The 16,446-nt window shown below is 43.6% G+C and carries 12 protein-coding genes; 4 read left to right on the top strand and 8 right to left on the bottom strand.

Annotation, left to right across the window (positions count from 1 at the left end; translation table 11 throughout):
• Position 1: 1 nt before the first annotated feature.
• From HUJ21_RS04550 to HUJ21_RS04540, 3 genes are all read left to right on the top strand, one after another.
• Positions 2-748 (top strand): RNA methyltransferase, encoded by a 747-nt coding sequence (locus HUJ21_RS04550; protein ID WP_291367734.1) that lies wholly within the window; start codon positions 2-4, stop codon positions 746-748.
• A gap of 266 nt (positions 749-1,014) precedes the next feature.
• Positions 1,015-2,088: an efflux RND transporter periplasmic adaptor subunit gene (locus HUJ21_RS04545; RefSeq protein WP_291367732.1), complete on the top strand. Its 1,074-nt coding sequence runs from the start codon at positions 1,015-1,017 to the stop codon at positions 2,086-2,088.
• A 3-nt stretch (positions 2,089-2,091) separates the two neighbouring features.
• Positions 2,092-5,139 carry an efflux RND transporter permease subunit gene (locus HUJ21_RS04540; RefSeq protein WP_291367730.1) on the top strand — a complete coding sequence of 1,016 codons (3,048 nt, stop codon included), beginning with the start codon at positions 2,092-2,094 and terminating at the stop codon, positions 5,137-5,139.
• A 90-nt stretch (positions 5,140-5,229) separates the two neighbouring features.
• Here the strand turns inward: HUJ21_RS04540 and HUJ21_RS04535 are convergent, their stop codons facing one another.
• The 6 genes from HUJ21_RS04535 to HUJ21_RS04510 all read right to left on the bottom strand — a co-directional run bounded on the left by HUJ21_RS04535 (position 5,230) and on the right by HUJ21_RS04510 (position 12,883).
• A complete protein-coding gene (locus HUJ21_RS04535; RefSeq protein WP_291367728.1) occupies positions 5,230-6,474 on the bottom strand; it encodes a metallophosphoesterase in 1,245 nt (414 codons plus the stop codon).
• Positions 6,475-6,569: 95 nt separating this feature from the next.
• On the bottom strand, positions 6,570-7,427 hold the full coding sequence (locus HUJ21_RS04530; RefSeq protein WP_291367726.1) for a transglutaminase family protein: 858 nt from the start codon (positions 7,425-7,427) through the stop codon (positions 6,570-6,572).
• 61 nt (positions 7,428-7,488) lie between these two features.
• Entirely contained in the window at positions 7,489-8,229 is a 741-nt protein-coding gene (locus tag HUJ21_RS04525) for a peptidase (RefSeq protein WP_166142837.1), read from the bottom strand.
• Positions 8,226-9,206: an alpha-E domain-containing protein gene (locus tag HUJ21_RS04520; RefSeq protein WP_291367724.1), complete on the bottom strand. Its 981-nt coding sequence runs from the start codon at positions 9,204-9,206 to the stop codon at positions 8,226-8,228. Before HUJ21_RS04520 ends, HUJ21_RS04525 begins: the two co-directional genes overlap by 4 nt.
• A gap of 15 nt (positions 9,207-9,221) precedes the next feature.
• The gene (locus HUJ21_RS04515) at positions 9,222-10,649 is read right to left on the bottom strand and encodes a circularly permuted type 2 ATP-grasp protein (RefSeq protein WP_291367722.1); all 1,428 of its coding nucleotides are present in this window, start codon (positions 10,647-10,649) and stop codon (positions 9,222-9,224) included.
• Positions 10,650-10,789: 140 nt separating this feature from the next.
• Positions 10,790-12,883 carry a S9 family peptidase gene (locus HUJ21_RS04510; RefSeq protein WP_291367720.1) on the bottom strand — a complete coding sequence of 698 codons (2,094 nt, stop codon included), beginning with the start codon at positions 12,881-12,883 and terminating at the stop codon, positions 10,790-10,792.
• 127 nt (positions 12,884-13,010) lie between these two features.
• On the opposite strand from HUJ21_RS04510, the gene mscL reads away from it, so the two are divergent.
• Positions 13,011-13,433, top strand: a complete 423-nt coding sequence (mscL, locus tag HUJ21_RS04505; RefSeq protein ID WP_291367718.1) for a large-conductance mechanosensitive channel protein MscL — start codon at positions 13,011-13,013, stop codon at positions 13,431-13,433.
• A 42-nt stretch (positions 13,434-13,475) separates the two neighbouring features.
• Here the strand turns inward: mscL and HUJ21_RS04500 are convergent, their stop codons facing one another.
• Both HUJ21_RS04500 and HUJ21_RS04495 read right to left on the bottom strand, forming a co-directional pair.
• Positions 13,476-15,578: a helix-hairpin-helix domain-containing protein gene (locus HUJ21_RS04500; protein WP_291367716.1), complete on the bottom strand. Its 2,103-nt coding sequence runs from the start codon at positions 15,576-15,578 to the stop codon at positions 13,476-13,478.
• Positions 15,575-16,408 carry a hypothetical protein gene (locus tag HUJ21_RS04495; protein ID WP_291367714.1) on the bottom strand — a complete coding sequence of 278 codons (834 nt, stop codon included), beginning with the start codon at positions 16,406-16,408 and terminating at the stop codon, positions 15,575-15,577. Before HUJ21_RS04495 ends, HUJ21_RS04500 begins: the two co-directional genes overlap by 4 nt.
• Positions 16,409-16,446: the final 38 nt, after the last annotated feature.

Raw genomic sequence — 16,446 nt, 5'->3', positions numbered from 1 at the left:
AATGCTAAGCAAAAATACGGTTAAGTTTATTAAATCCTTGCAACAGAAAAAATTCCGTAAACAAGAAAAGGCTTTTTTTGTGGAGGGAGCCAAGAATGTAACGGAATTGCTGCTTTCAGATTTCACCATTACTCATTTACTTTTTACCGAAAAGTACCTTTCTGATCAGCAGGGCTTGATAGACAGGTTTAAAGGTGAAAAAATTAAAAGCAGTCCGAAAGAATTGAAAAGTCTGGGGATTTTTTCAAGTAATGAGCAAGCCCTTGCAGTAGCCAGCATCAAGCCCAACACAAGCCTGGAAATCCGGCCCGGAGAATTGGTCCTCGCTTTGGATGATATCAGGGATCCGGGCAACCTGGGTACCATAATACGGATTGCAGACTGGTACGGGATCAAGAAAATCTTGCTTTCTCCCGAGACGGCGGATGTCTACAATCCCAAAGTACTGCATGCCAGCATGGGTTCATTCAGCAGGCTGGCCTTTGAATATGTGGATCTGAATTCAAAACTCCGGGATTGCTCAGTGCCCGTTTATGGTGCTTTTCTGGAAGGAATCTCCATTCATGATTTTGAGGGAGTTCCGGAGGGTATATTGTTAATGGGAAATGAATCCCATGGCATTCGGGAGGACTTGAAAAACCTGGTCTCCCAAAAGCTGACCATTCCCGGATTTGGAGCTGCCGAATCACTGAATGTGGCGATTGCTACAGCAGTTCTTTGTGACAATTTAAGGCGTTTAAGCAAATGACAGATCAGTGGATTATCTGTCCAATGGACATGATAGCTTATTTTCAACATGCTGTAAATCAAGGCAGACCCCGATAAAGAATTTTGGACTTTGCTCCAGGGTAAACTGCGGGCTGTGGATGAAGGGTTAGAAAGATTGATTCTTGTTTGAATTTTTTTATTTAACAAAATTTAAGGGCAATCACTTGCAGATAATTTAATAATTTAGTTATTTAACTCTTAAATCCTTGTGCAGAAAAAAACCAATGGTCCAAACCTTTCCCTGAAATGAAAAAAATCACTTTAATTTTTGCAATCCCAATTTTAATGGGGCAATTGATTTCTTGCAGCGAACCTGAAGCAGAAAGCCAGGAAGTTCCTATGGAAACCTTCCGGGATGAGGTTAAGGCCACTACTGTAAGGGTGGGGCATTCAGAAAGTAAATCCTTTGACTACCTGATCAATGCCACGGGCAAAATTGAAGCGGCCAATGAGGTGATGGTTATCGTGGAAAGGCCCGGCTATCTCCTGGATGTGGTAGTAGAGGAAGGGCAAAGGGTGGAGAAAGGGCAGTTGATTGCCCGTCTGGACAAGACGGATAGTCAGATGGACTGGGAAAAGGCGCAGGTGGATTTGAGGTCGGCTACAGCAGAATACCAAAGCAGGAGGATAGCAGCAGATGTAGAAACTTCCCTGTTGGATTCTCTTGTGAATGCCGAAAGGGATGAATTCTGGAAGGCATCAAGCGGTCTTTTATCTGCCGAGATCGCGGTAAGAGAAGCCCAACGTAATCTTGAGAAAACAGAAATAAAAGCTCCTATCAGTGGGGCCATTGCAGATTTGCAACTGAAAAAGGGAAGTTTGGTCAATACGGGCGATGAGGTTTGTCTTGTTCTCAGCACCGATGTCCTGGAAATGAAAGTAAAAATCCTGGAATCAGATATCGGTTTTGTGAACAAAGGGCATAAAGCTGAAGTATACCCGGTTTCAGGAACGGGAGAAGGCATCATGGGGACTGTTACAAGTATCAACCCAAAAGTGGATGAAAATGGATTGGTGCAGGTCACACTTACCCTTAACAAATCAGGAAGCCTGCTTCCGGGCATGAATGCAAGATCCGTGATCCGCGCACCGCAGAATAACAGTCTGGTGGTTCCGAAGGAGGCGGTGGTATACCGTTCTGGCAGACCGGTGGTATTCACCATAGATAATAATGAAGCCATCTGGAATTATGTAGAGGTAGGAAAGGACAATGGCCGGGAGATGGAAATCCTCGATGGATTGGTAGCCAGCCAGCAAGTAATCATCAGCAACAATGTGCAGCTGGCCCACCAGGCTCCCGTACAGGTTTTAACGGAATAAGATATGGTTCGATTTTTACTTGCCAGACCCATCGCGGTTGGTATGACCTTTTTGGCACTGCTTATTTTCAGCATCATCTTGTTTCGTTCCCTGCCTGTTTCTCTTTTGCCACCAATTGATGTGCCTCAGATCGTCATCAAGGTGAATTATCCCAATACTTCACCGGAATCCATAGAACAAAATGTGCTGCGTCCCATCAGGGAAGGCATGGTAACACTGAGTGGATTGCAGGAGATGGAGAGCAAAGCAGGTTCTGAAGTAGGTGATGTTCGGTTGACCTTTGACTACCAGACGCAAATGGAACTGGCCTATATCGCAGTTAATGAGAAAATAGACCGCCTTACCAATAGTCTGCCGGAAGACATGCCCAGACCCCAGGTAGTTCGGATCAATACCAATGACATTCCAATCGTCCGCTTGCAGGTGGTCCCTTCCGATGGGGTGGATTTTGCTGAAGTCTCCTTACTTACGGAGAATGTAATCAAAAAAAGGCTTGAGCAGTTGGATGGGGTAGCCCTGGTGGATATCAATGGCCGACAGGAAAGAGTAATTGTTGTCACGCCAAACAAGCCGGTATTGGCAGGGCTGGGAATGCAGGAGGCAGACCTTATTAGAGCCATAGAGGCGGGTAACAGTGAGTTGCCCGGAATCAGTGTGGAGGACGGACAGTTTCGGTATTACCTGCGTCTGGCGACCAGGATAGAGACTCCTGAAGATGTGAAAAACCTACCTGTTCGCAGCCCCTCCGGTTACACTGTAAATCTGGAAAAGGTGGCGGATGTAAATTATGATCTGGCAAAACCAACTGGTTTCCATCTTTACCAGGGAAAGGAAGGCCTGGTGGTGACGGTTCACAAGCAGGCGGCTGCAAAAATGAATGAGATCATGCCGCTGGTGTATGAGGCAGTAAGCTTGTTTGAAAAAGACTACCCCCAGGTTGAATTTGACTTGACTCAGGATCAATCCACCCTACTCAATGCCGGAATCAATAACTTGCAGACCAGCCTGCTTTTTGGAGGCTTGTTCGCCTTTGGGATTTTGTTTGTATTTATGGGAAACTATAGGACTCCCATTATTATTGGGATAAGTCTTCCTGCCTCTCTGATCATTAGTTTTTCTGTTTTTTACTTTTTTGATATTTCCATCAATGTGATTTCACTGAGTGGGCTGGCCCTGGGCCTGGGGATGTTGATTGACAATGCCATCATCGTACTTGATAATATCAGCAGAAAAAATAAAGAAGGGAGCTCCCTGTTTGAATCCTGTGTTACGGGTGTCAACGAAGTCATGTCTGCCCTGATCAGTTCCGTTTTGACTACATTGGCTGTATTTGTTCCTTTGGTTTTCTTAAGCGGTATTGCAGGAGCCTTGTTTTATGACCAGGCAGTATCTGTGGCCGCTATTTTATCCGTATCGCTCATGGTGGCCTTTATTTTGTTACCGCTTCTTTACCATTTGTTCTTTAAAAACAAACCACTGCAGGCGGCAAAACAGGACAGTCGCTTATTTTTGTGGCTTTTAAAGAGATATAAAGTGGTTTACAAAGGGTTATTTGCTCAGAGAGGCTGGTCCCTGCTCATTTTATTGCTGCTAATTCCGCTATTATTGTCCATCGGATGGTTACTCAAAGTGGAAGGTTTGCCCCCGATAGAAAAGTTTGATGTCATGTTGGCTTTAGATTGGAATGAACCCATCAGTGCCAGTCAAAACAGGGATAGGATACAGCAGTTAATGACGCAAATGGAGGGAGAATACCAATTGGCGGAAAGCGATGTAGGACTGAGGCAGTTTCTACTATTTGAGGGAGAAAATGCCATACAGCAGGCCGATCTTTACCTGTTGTTTACCAGCAGGGAACAGAAGGAACAGGTCAGTGCGAACCTGGTCCGGCAGCTACAGAATAATTTTCCCCTAGCCAGTATAGATCTCCGGGATGCACCCAATGCCTTTGATCAATTATTTAATTCTGACAGGCCTTACTATGAAGTCAGGTGGAAAGACCTGGGAGCAAACAAGCCGGTTACAGCCAGTATCATGGATCCCTGGCTGGAGGATTTTCCCGTTGATTCGTGGTCTAAAGGCCCCGGTTTGCAAAAAGGGTCTTCAGTGATTTTTCAAACCAATCTGGAAAAACTCACGCTATATGGTATTGAGGTGCAACAATTGATTGATAAGATCGAACAATTGTTTGGCAATTACCTGATTACGGATATCAAGCGATTTGGAGAGATTACACCCATATTACTGCTCAATGATCAGGTTAATTTTCAGACCTTGTTAAAAAATAATTTTCTTTATGGAGAGGATGATGTTCCTTATGCCCTGGATCAGTTTATCCGGTTTTCCTATGATGAAAATTACAAGTTTGTGACAGCAGACAAAGCGGGAATCTATCAGTCCCTGACACTGGATAGTCCAAATCCGAACCAATACGAAACACAGGTAAGAAAATGGGCCCTGGGCAAAAATCTTTCCATCGATTTTACGGGTCAGTTCTTTCAGGACAGAGAAACCATCAGGCAATTGATGGGTATTTTGCTGGTAGCTATTCTATTGCTATATTTTATTCTTGCCGCCCAGTTTGAAGATTTCCTGCAGCCACTGATTGTAATGCTTACCCTTCCCCTGGGGATTGGTGGGGCTTTTTTGGTGCTTTGGCTCACAGGTACTTCCCTGAATGTGATGTCTGCCATAGGACTGGTGGTCATGCTGGGGATCATGGTCAACGATGCCATATTGAAAATCGACACCATCAACAGGTTGAGAAGCAGGTATTCCGAAGACAATGAAGGACTTGATATAGCTCTGGAAAAAGCCCTTTATATGGCAGGAGAGATCAGGTTGAAACCCATAGTGATGACCTCAGTAACTACCATTCTGGCCTTACTTCCTGTGGTTTTTAGTGCAGGGTTGGGTGCAGATTTGCAGCGGCCACTGGTGTTTTCCGTCATTGGAGGATTGACCATTGGTACCTTTACTGCGTTGTATTTTGTTCCCTTAGCTTATTGGTTTTTGGCTAGAGGCTGGGTAAAGAAAAAAGTGCTTGTCTGAGATGATTGAGTCATATTACAGCTCTTTCGAATATTTTGAATGAGGTTAACAAGGTAAATGTCGACAAGACACCCAATCAATAATTGGTCTTTAACCCTTTCTTAGTTCAATGACGGTAATTTCCGGCCAGATACCTACTCTTCCGGAGAAGGCGTGGAAGCCAAAGCCCCTGTTGACATAAAGGAACTTGCCTGCCTCTTCGGCCAGTCCAGCCCAGTTAGGATACCGGTATTGGGCAGGAGACCAGCGGATAACAGGGGTTTCTATACCAAACTGCATCCCGTGGGTATGACCACTTAAAGTCAAATGGATGTTTTTGGAATGATTTTTAACCTGCTCGTCCCAATGGGAAGGGTCATGTGAAAGTAAAATTTTGAATTCATCCTTGTCTACATTTTCAAGGGATTTTTCCAGATCTCCTTTGGCATGAAAGCCAACACCCCAGTTTTCTACACCCAACAACCTGATTCTTTGCCCTTGCTTTTCGATAATTCTGCTTTCATCCAACAGCAGGTCATAGCCCAGCTTTTTGTGTTTTTCTTTAAGCCTATCAAAGTTTTCTTGTTTGGCTTTAGGGCTTGGCCAGGAAGTGTAATCACCATAATCATGATTGCCCAAAATGGAAAATTGCCCAAAAGGGGCCTTTATCTGGGCAAAAGATGCAATCATAGGATCAATTTCATCTGCTTTGTGGTTTACCAGATCTCCTGTGAACACAAACAGATCTGAGTTTTGAGCTGCGGCCAGGTCAGCCCCTCTTTTTACAGCATCAAAATCAGTAAAACTACCGGCATGAATATCTGACAATTGGGTGATGGTGAATCCATCGAATGCCTCCGGTAGATCTTTAAAGAAGACTGTTTTCCGGATCGTTCTAAAATCATATTTTCCTTTGAATATGCCATAGACAAATCCTGTGAAAGGAATGGCTGCTATAGAAAAAGCCAATTGACTCACAAACTTCCTCCGGGAGGGGAGGACTGCACTGCTGCCAGGTTCGGAGGATGTCATATAACCGAACAAAGAACTCAGTGAACGGTATATGTCTTCTCCAAAAAGAAAGAGAATAACGGTAAACTGCGTCACGGAAATGGTAAGAAAAAGGTTTAGGGATTTTTGGGACATGGTGGAGATTTTACCCTCCTGCATGATGGTGAAAAAAGTAAAACCTATCCAAAGGCTGACGCCACTGGCAACTAACCAATAGATCATTTTACCTGTGGCCAGAATACTGTGTGGCAATACCGTTTTCACAGCCTGGTATACATACCAGTTCAGGAAAAACAGTACAGCCATTAGAATAATAATGAATATGGAGCCCCCCACTTTACGCATTGTTTTTATGTTACTCTGATTAATCGCAAACCAATAGAAAAGGTTTGATTTCCAGGGAAAAAAACCAGGGTATTTTAAAAACGCCCAGTGTTTGCTTAGAAGGCCTCAATCTTGACTGTGGCCGATAAGGTGGCTGCTTGCAGATTTTCGCCACCATAAGTGCCATGTACAGGCAAAGTTTTTTGAGGAAGAAAACTACAGGCCAGAGGAATGTAGTGTTCATCGGTCATTAGTCCCAGACTCGGATCCAGTCCTACCCAGCCAGCACCTGGAAGGAAAGTTTCCACCCATGCATGCAGTTCGTGGCCTTCATCCAGTTCGGGATTAAAGGCATAGCCACTTACAAATCTTGCCGCCAGGCCCAAATGTCTGAGGATTTCTATCAACATCCAGGACAGATCCCTGCAGGAGCCTCTTCCCGCAGCAAAGGTTTTGGTGGCTGGCCAGAGATTTTCCTCTTCTCTGATGATGTGGCGCCAGTCGGCATGAATGGCGGCATTTAACTGTGTCAAAAATTGTATGGGATCCCTGGTAGTCAATTTATCCATACCGTACTTTCTGAGCAGTGCATTGTCGCTGTGACCCAGGTAGGCCTGAAGTATAGGCAGGTCCTCCTGCAGGTATTGAAAGGGGGTGTTTGCAGACAAATCGAGTTTATTGATGAACCATTGATCCACCAAAAACAGAAAAGGATTGAATGGTATATGCACTGTCTCAAAAGATACCTTTATGGCAAGCATGGTGGTTTCTCCCGTAAACCAGGCCTGAAAATAGGGGTTGCCTTCTATGTCATATCTTTCAATCAATCCTTCAGGTTCAGGTTGTACCTGTAAGCGGTAATTGCTTATTTCCAGATAGTTTCTGGTCAAGGGTTTGAGAAAGATGCTGTGGGGGTTTAGTCCTACAGACTTGTGGTAATCATAAATGGTTTCGTGTTGGATTTTCAGACGCATGGTTTGTCGTTTAATTTTAAAAAGGAAACCTCGCATCAATTGGTCTCAAGTGCTGTGGCACCTATTCACTTTCTTCTAATTCTACATGAGAAAAGGCTTTTTTCAGGATGTCAGCCGGCAAGTTGTTAATGGTTTCTTTTAAGGAATCGTTCCAGAATTCAGACAAATGGTTTAATTCATGTTGCTCGAATCTGTTTTCAATAATATTATAGCTATCGTTCTCCATGACCACAGTGTCCACGGGGTAATCTACATCATTGGAACTGATCCTGGTGGCATCGAAAGCAAGGAAAGCACTTTTAAGTGCAAAATAAAGCGGGGCATCATATTTCAATGATCTTCTGAGCACAGGATTCCCAAAGCCCGTATTGCCAATAATGACAAAGGGTGTTCCCTGCCTGATTTCTATCCAATTGCCCTGCGGATATAGGAGGTAAAGTTTGGGTTCCTTGTCTTCTTCCAGTTGACCACCAATGATGGAGAAGAGATTAAAAGAAAAGCCCGATTTTTCCAGGGAATTCATGTCCTCTTCCGCCACCCGCTTCACCTGATCGGCAAATCCATTGACAGCTTTGTACAATTTATCATAAGAGGCATCTTCTTTTTCAATCAGTTCGCCAAAATAGGTGATGGCCTTGTCCCTTACTGAACGAAGTCCTGAAGTCATGATAAAGAAAGCGTGCTTTTTTCTGTTTACTGTATATAATTTTTTTGAGGTGGTCGTCTCATTTCCTGAGGTTATTCTGGTGTCCGATAAACCAACGATCCCGTTCTTCGTTTTTATTCCAATACAAAATGTCATCCTTGCTCCATGGTTTGGCTTACAAAGTTATCTTTTATTTGGAAATAATTGTCGTTTATCTGATTCGATATATGATTGATTTTAACCTGAAGATGCTCCAGGTATTCATGAAGCCCAGTGGCAATGATGTCATTGACATCATCAAACTCCAGTTTGGACCGTAATTCACCAATTGATTTTTCCGCTTTATTGGAATAACCGTCACCATTTGACCCTGATATTTTAAAAAGACTCTGTTCAGCTTCTTTAAGGCAAAAGAACACAGATCTTGGAAAGTATTTGTTCAGTACGAGGAACTCCACCACCCCGGATGGGTCGATGTTACCGTAAAGTCTCCTGTAGGTGTTGAATGCCGTAACCGATTTTAACAAGGCCATCCAATGAAGGAAGTCAAGCGGTGAGCCTACTTCCTTTGGAGAGGGGAGCAGGATGTGGTATTTAACATCAAGTATTCTGGAAGTTTTGTCAGCCCTTTCCAGGTACTGGCCAAGCTGTCTGAAATACCATCCCTCTGTTCTGGCCACCGTGCTGTCTGCAAGTCCATACAACAGCAGGATCTGGGATTTTACACTTTCAAAGAAACTTCTCGGGTCTTCCTTTTTCCAGGTTTTGTTTTCTGAGGCCTTTTTTACAAAATGATAGGTTTCATTCAGCTTTTCCCAGGTTTCCTTGCTGAGGTTTTCCCGAACCATCCGCGCATTTTCCCTGGCTTTCGAAATAGAACTGATCAGGGAATTGGGATTTTCCTCACTAAAAGCGAGGAAATAGATGACCTCCTGCATGTCGTAGGATTTGTTTGTGGCCTGGAAAAGGTCTTTGTCTCCTGTGGCCATGACGAGTGGTTCCCATTGTTCTTTCAGGTCACCGGGAAGATCCAGCATCAGGTTAAAATTGACATCAATAAACCGGGCATAATTTTCGGCCCTTTCCAGGTACCTGCCCAGCCAATAAATCGAATTCGCTACTCTACTTAACATATCGGTTGTTCTTGGTTAATACAATACCCAGGTATCTTTGCTGCCACCACCCTGAGAGCTGTTGACCACAAGGGAGCCCTTTTTGAGTGCTACCCTGGTAAGTGCTCCTGGAATCACTTCTATATCTTTGCCATAAAGTATGTAGGGCCTTAAATCCACATGCCTACCTTCGATAGCCTTGTTGTCAATAATGGAAGGTACGGTGGATAGGGAAAGTGTGGGTTGGGCAATATAGTTTTTTGGGTTGGCTTTGATCAGTTTCCTGAATTTTTCATGTTCTGTTGCATCTGACTTGGGACCAATGAGCATGCCATAGCCTCCTGCCGCATTGGTTTCTTTGACCACCAGGTCGGCAATATTGTCCAAAACATACTTCCTGTCTTTTTCCTCCCTACAGAGATAGGTGGGAACGTTTTTTAAAATGGGTTCCTGATTCAGGTAGTATTTGATAATCCTGGGCACATAGGCATAAACAGCTTTGTCATCTGCCACGCCTGTGCCCGGGGCATTGGCCAGGGCGATATTGCCAGCCTTATAGGCATCAAAAAGGCCAGGTACCCCAAGCATAGAATCCGGATTAAAAGCCAATGGATCCAGGAAGGTATCATCAATTCTTCGGTACAATACATCTATTTGTTCAAGACCTTTTGTGGTTTGCATGTATACTTTTTTGTCCACCACAAGGAGATCCTGGCCCGAAACCAATTCGGCACCCATCTGTTGTGCCAGATAAGAATGTTCAAAATAAGCCGAATTGTATACTCCAGGTGTCAATACACCGATGACCGGTTTTGGCTTATCGGAGAGGTATTGCAACATGTCCAGCAGTTTGGTACTGTAATCCGAGACTGGTCTCACCCCAAGCTTATTAAACAGCTCCGGAAAAGCCCGCTTGATAATCTCTCTGCTTTCCAGCATGTAAGACACACCTGATGGGCACCTGAGGTTATCCTCGAGTACATAAAAATCACCATCTTTATCTCTTACCAGGTCTGTACCGGTGATGTGGCACCATATTCCCTTAGGAGGGGTGAGTCCTATACAGGGCTTCAGGAAATCTTTACTTCCCAGGATTAATTCCTTTGGAATTATATTGTCTTTAAAAATTTTTTGATCATTGTAAATATCATGAAGGAATAAATTCAAAGCCTCAATCCTTTGTTTAAGCCCATTTTCCAGAATCAGCCATTCATTGCCTGGAATAATCCTTGGGATGATGTCCAGGTGCAGAATCTTCTCCTGACCGGCTTTGTCATGATAGACATTGAATGTCATGCCCATGGCCATCTGGGCCTTGTCTGCGGAATACTGAAGGTGACTCAGTTTTTTTGCGGAACTGGTTTTAATGAGTTCCCCAAAACTTTTGTAATGGTCTCTAAGTGAATGATTTTCATGATACATTTCATCATAAAAGGCCTGTTGGTCGTTGTGGATTACCTTCATCTTGGTTTTTTAAAATGAATTTGTCAGTAGTTGATTTTAAAATAATAGCTTAAAAATTTAATCAAATATTTTTAAAACTACAATTTTTTAGGCCAATTCATGGTGTTTTCAAGACAAATTTTAAATGGATATTTCCATTTTTACCCATTTTCGGTGGAATTTCCGGGCTGATTTTCCGCTTCTGATAACCACAGGATGAATGCATATTCCATGGCCAGTTCTTTCAATGCCCTGAACCGTCCGGAGGCGCCCCCATGCCCTGCTTCCATATTGGTGTGTAAGAGCAACAGGTTGTCATTGGTTCGTAAGGCCCTGAGTTTGGCCACCCACTTTGAAGGCTCCCAATATTGTACCTGACTATCATGAAATCCTGATGTCACCAGCAAATGCGGGTAGGCCTGGGGCTTTACATTGTCGTATGGCGAATAGGAAAGGATATAATCATAGTAAATCTTATCTTTGGGATTCCCCCATTCATCAAATTCCCCTGTGGTGAGCGGGATACTTTCATCCAGCATGGTGGTCACAACATCCACAAAGGGTACAGCAGCTATTACTCCATGAAAAAGATCTGGACGCATATTTATAACCGCTCCAACCAATAATCCTCCCGCGCTGCCTCCCATGGCAAAAAGCTTTTGGGGATGTACATATTTTTGTTGGATCAAATGTTCGCCACAGGTGATAAAATCCGTGAAAGAGTTGATTTTATGCAACATTTTACCCTCTTCATACCAGTGCCTACCCAATTCCTGTCCACCCCTGACATGAGCCATGGCAAAGACTATTCCCCTGTCCAGGAGACTAAGTCTGCTGGAACTGAAATAGGGATCTGTGCTGAAACCATATGCACCATATCCATACAATAGCAAAGGATTTTCACCTGTTTTGGTAAACCTGTCTTTTTTATAGACCAAAGAAATTGGTATTTCCTGTCCATCCGCTGCCATAGCCCAAATTCGTTCGGATTGATAATCTCCCGGATCGTGCCCACCTACAACTTCCTGACGTTTCATGAGGGTCTTCTCCCGGCTGTCCATGTGATAATCGTAGATGGATGAAGGGGTAGTAAGGGAGTTATAGCCATATCGAAGCACGTCGGTATAGTATTCGGGATTATTCCCGATCCAAACCGAATAGGTGGGGTCCTGCATGCTGATGGTATGATTTTTTTGACCATCCCATGACCTTATTTCCAATCGGCTCAAACCATTAAAACGATTGCTGATCACCAGATGGTGCCGGAATACTTCGAATTCTTCCAGTAATACATGCTCTCTTCCCGGAACCAGATCCTCCCAATTTGATTTTCCAGGTGCTTCCACAGGAGTTTTAACCAACTTAAAATTTTTTGCACCATCGGCATTGGTCAGTAGGATAAAGGAATCTTCGTGGTGATCCACCTCGTATTCCAGGTCCCGTTCCCTTGGCTGGATGACCCTCCAGTCTTCATCCGGCTTGTCCGCTGAAAGGAACCTGTATTCAGTGGATACAGTACTATTGCTACTGATAAAAAGGTAATTTCCGGATTTGGATTTTTTTACGCTTACCGTAAATGTTTCATCTTTCTCTTCGAAGACTAGTGCATCGGACGCCTGGTCTTTGCCAAGGATATGTTTAAAAATCCGGTTTGGCCGAAGGGTTTGTGAATCCTGTTTGCTGTAGAACAATGTGTTGTTGTCATTGGCCCAGACCACGTTCCCGGTAACTTCACTGATTTGGTCTTCCAGTAATTTACCAGTTGTCAGGTTTTTAAAATAGATGGTATAAATCCTCCTCCCCACAGCGTCTGCTGCATAGGCAAGCAGGTAAGTATTTGGAGAAACAGACATGGCATTCACATTCATGTATGCTTTGCCCCTCGCCAGTTTATTGACATCCAATAGAATACTTTCCCCAGCTGAGAGTTGACCTTCTTTTCTGCAATGAATGGGATATTCTTTCCCTTTCTCAAACCTTTGGTAATAAAAAAAGCCTTTCTTAAAATAAGGTACGCTGGAATCCTCCTCCTTAATACGGTTTTTCATTTCTTTGAAAAGGTTGTTCTGCAAGGTTTTGGTAGGTTCCAGGCATCTTTCTTTAAATTCGTTTTCTTTATTGAGATAGTCTATAACTTCAGGGTCTTCCCTCTCTTTCATCCAAAAATAATTGTCTGTTCGGGTATGATGGTGAAATTCAAGGTTTGTGGGCTTAATTTTTGCGATAGGGGGAACTGTATTTTTTTGATTTGCCATCTTGTTAAATTGTATTTTTAAATTTTGTTTTCAGTGCTATTTGAAAAAGTTTTCAATTTATAACTATATTGAAAGGCTTTAAACTTACATTTTACTTAAATCTTTATTTACTTCAACCAACAAAAGTATGGGATTGATTAAAGAATTCAAGGATTTTGCCGTCAGAGGCAATGTCGTCGACCTGGCCGTTGCAGTGATTATCGGTGCGGCATTCGGAAAGGTAGTGTCCTCCCTTGTGAATGACATTATCATGCCCCCAATCGGGTTATTGGTCGGTGGTGTGGATTTTACCGACCTGATGGTAGTCCTCAAAGAGGCATACGTGGATCCCGCAGGGACAGATATTGCAGCAGTGACCATAAATTATGGTAATTTTATCCAGTTTGTTGTTGATTTTTCAATTGTCGCATTGGCTGTGTTTATGATCGTTAAACTCATCAATAACCTGAAGAAAAAGGAAGAAGCGGCACCTACTCCTCCACCTCCTACGGTTAATAAAACCGAAGTGTTGTTGGAAGAAATCAGGGACTTATTGAAAAAGCAAGGATGATACCCCTGGTTTAATAACCGGTAAAAGCTTTTTTTGTGGCTTTTACCGGTTAAACTGGTACCGCACCTGAAAGGTGGTTTCTGTTATTTCATTCCCCGGTATCTCCTGCAGTCCTGTGCCAATGCTCTCCCTGTTGGTATAAATGGTTTTGGCCCATCTCAACCAGAAGGTGATTCGTTGATTTAATTTATATTGGCCCAGCAGGTAATACCGGTATCCCTGACCATATAAATTAGGTATTGAAAATGCCCATAATACGTTCCTCTCGTAAAGGAATTGTCTGTTTTCAAAGTCATCCGTATCAAAAAGAGAGAGTCTCCCACTGAATTTCCAGTTTCCCAGGTTGGCCGAAAGGTCCTGCAATATGGCAAACCCCTTGGTTTTCTGTCCATTTATTTGAAATGAACTTTGTTGAACCCTTGTTTTGAATTGCCACCACTGATTGGGTTGGTAGGAAAGGCTCCAAACAAAATTTCTCCGTTTTCCGGTAGCCAGTTGGTATTGGTTGCTGGATTGTTCCTCTGAAACCAGGTTTCTGCTTTTGGTTTCCTCTCTCCATTGGATAAAGGAAACCAGTTTTTTATGCGGCCGGTAGGTGAAGCGGCTTAGCCATTCATTTCCTGAAGAGGGTGCATACATGCGGAAACGTAACCAGGGAAAGGAGAAATAATCGTAATATGCAGACCAATTTATTTTTCTGTTGGGTTTAAAATTGAGTCCTAAATACAAGCCTTCTTCGTTTATGGGTCGGGAGCCTTCAGAGAAAGCATTTCCATAAAAAGAGTGAAAGTTTCTATCGAATTTTCTCCAAACCAGAGAAAGGTCCAAAAATCGATTTAAGCTGCTCATGATCCCGAAAACATGGCCCTTTCCCCGGCTTTTTGAAATGGCCGATTCTGCAAAAAAGTAGTGGTTGGCAAAATTGTAGGAAAAGTAAATACTGCCTGTGTAATTGCTTTTGCCCCTGAATTCAAATTGATTGTAAATTCTTTTTAAGGGAAGTACGGCCTGGCTGTATCTGGAATGAAGGAAATTGGCACCTATTTGAATACCCTTGTCTGAACTGCGGTATTGCAGGTTGATGCCGATATTTTGTTCCCTGGCTTGTCCCTTATTCTCGATTTCACTTTTGGTGCGGTGCAATCCCGAACTGATCAGGGAAGACAAATAACTTTCAGAAGCTTCCAGGCTGTCCTGGATTACCTGTAAATTTGCACTCCTGGGAGCAAGGGAAAACAGGCCGGTCCATTCCAAATTTCCGGTTTTGTAAGTAGCAGCAGCCCCTCTGAAAAAGCCGGATTCCAGAACTGAAGTATAGGGCCTCAAGCCCAGAGAGCTTCTTCTTACTGTGGCTATGGTTTCTGCACCCTTTCCCACCGAAAACCCAGAACCAAATACCAGCCCTTGACCAAATTGGAGTTGATAGTCTCCAAAAGCCAGGGTTTTCCATGGCCCTTTGTCAAAAAGCATAAAATGAAAGGACAAAAAATCAAAACCATACCTTTTGGTTTTTTGGTCCCAGACAAACTGTTCTCCGGCATCTTTATCGGCAGTCAACCCAATGCTGAAGTCACCCGGCTGTTGTAGCCTGAACCTGACATATAGGTCATCAGGGCCACCCAGGTAGCGGCTGCTGAGTTGACCGTTGCTCAGGGTATCAGCAGGTGTGAATCCTTTTCGGGTTTGCCAAACCCGGCGGTTTCTAAAAATGAGGTAGGCATTTTCTGCTGCCTGTAAGCGTTTAAATCCGGGCATTTTTTGATTCCCTGAATAAACGTCATGTTGTATGAAGGGGAGGATATTTTCGATCGTTTCCAGGGTCCATCCCGGAATGGCCTGCAACTCGTAAATGGATATTAATGGACCAAATGTATTCCGGTAGTCCAGAAAGGACGCTACCTGTATGGGGCTGAGGATATACAGGGAGCGGAGCTGTTCTGCAGTGGCTTCTTGCAGGTCAAGAGGGTTTAAGTGCACCTGTAAAAGGCTCTCATACAGGTCTTCATAGGCAATATCTTCCTCCTGAAAGGAGAACCGTTCCTCAACAAAACTTTCTAAATCCAACTCTCCGGTTGCAACATTTTGAGCTGAAAGCCGATATATGCCCAATAGTAAAAATAAGCCGGAAAAAATCAGCGTTTTCAAGGTTCCGAGAGGTTATAGTTAAGGGAAAAATGATGCGTAAAACCCAACAGGTAATTGCGGCTCATAGCATAGTCAATTTGATACTTCCGGGGCTTGAACCCAATACCAAAAAACAAATTGTTGGGTTGGGTATTGATGCCTGTTCTTGCCCAAAATTTTTGCTCGAAATTATATGCTAATCCTGCTTTAAACTGTGCTTGTGAAAGCAATTCCTTCTCTGTTTCAAGATTGACCATGAGGTTTTCCGAAGGCCGGTAGGAGATGCCTGCTTTCATGGTGGTAGGGAGGTAGTCCCTGCTGTCCTTGCTTATCGATGATCGGGTTAGGTTGTACATATGGGCACCAAAAAATAAGCCTGGTATGAGTTCTGCTGTACCTCCAAACTCAATAACGGGCCGGGCACTTCTGCCAAAACCTTCAATATTGGTTTGGAAATAGCTCAGTTTGATTCCCAGGCTGGCCAGTCCCAATTGATTGGCTATACCTATGCCAATTTGCTGCTGGTTAAAAAGCGCCGCACCATAGGTAGAAAGCCCGATTCCAATGTTACCCAGTTTGTTTGCAGGAATGATCAAACCTGCTGCGAGAGTGGTCAATTCATTTAATCCCAACCGATGGTCATATCCTGTAAATGCGATCAGCTGATCAGGTGCTGTACCCAGGGCCCCAATATTGTTGAAAACGGCCCAGGGGTCGTTTAGGGTGAGGCTGGCATTTCCTAGTCCCATGCTTTGCGCACCTTTCGGAAAATGATCCATACTGTTTTGTGCCCCGCCATTCCTGATCTGGGCAGTAAATAAAAGTATTGTTATCAAAACCCATTTCTCCATTGTCAAAAAAGCTTAGGGAAAAATAAATTGACAAAGTA

It is taken from the genome of Cyclobacterium sp. (genome assembly GCF_014762705.1).
Lineage (GTDB): Bacteria > Bacteroidota > Bacteroidia > Cytophagales > Cyclobacteriaceae > Cyclobacterium.
The sequence above is the reverse complement of the archived record's forward strand: the minus strand, read 5'-3'. Positions and strand labels throughout refer to the sequence as shown.

What these genes read in the sequence shown, in the direction of transcription:
- HUJ21_RS04550 (WP_291367734.1), top strand. Translation starts at nt 2, where the DNA reads ATGCTAAGCAAAAATACGGTTAAGTTTATTAAATCCTTGCAACAGAAA.
- HUJ21_RS04545 (WP_291367732.1), top strand. Translation starts at nt 1,015, where the DNA reads ATGAAAAAAATCACTTTAATTTTTGCAATCCCAATTTTAATGGGGCAA.
- HUJ21_RS04540 (WP_291367730.1), top strand. Translation starts at nt 2,092, where the DNA reads ATGGTTCGATTTTTACTTGCCAGACCCATCGCGGTTGGTATGACCTTT.
- HUJ21_RS04535 (WP_291367728.1), bottom strand. Translation starts at nt 6,474, where the DNA reads ATGCGTAAAGTGGGGGGCTCCATATTCATTATTATTCTAATGGCTGTA.
- HUJ21_RS04530 (WP_291367726.1), bottom strand. Translation starts at nt 7,427, where the DNA reads ATGCGTCTGAAAATCCAACACGAAACCATTTATGATTACCACAAGTCT.
- HUJ21_RS04525 (WP_166142837.1), bottom strand. Translation starts at nt 8,229, where the DNA reads ATGACATTTTGTATTGGAATAAAAACGAAGAACGGGATCGTTGGTTTA.
- HUJ21_RS04520 (WP_291367724.1), bottom strand. Translation starts at nt 9,206, where the DNA reads ATGTTAAGTAGAGTAGCGAATTCGATTTATTGGCTGGGCAGGTACCTG.
- HUJ21_RS04515 (WP_291367722.1), bottom strand. Translation starts at nt 10,649, where the DNA reads ATGAAGGTAATCCACAACGACCAACAGGCCTTTTATGATGAAATGTAT.
- HUJ21_RS04510 (WP_291367720.1), bottom strand. Translation starts at nt 12,883, where the DNA reads ATGGCAAATCAAAAAAATACAGTTCCCCCTATCGCAAAAATTAAGCCC.
- mscL (WP_291367718.1), top strand. Translation starts at nt 13,011, where the DNA reads ATGGGATTGATTAAAGAATTCAAGGATTTTGCCGTCAGAGGCAATGTC.
- HUJ21_RS04495 (WP_291367714.1), bottom strand. Translation starts at nt 16,408, where the DNA reads ATGGAGAAATGGGTTTTGATAACAATACTTTTATTTACTGCCCAGATC.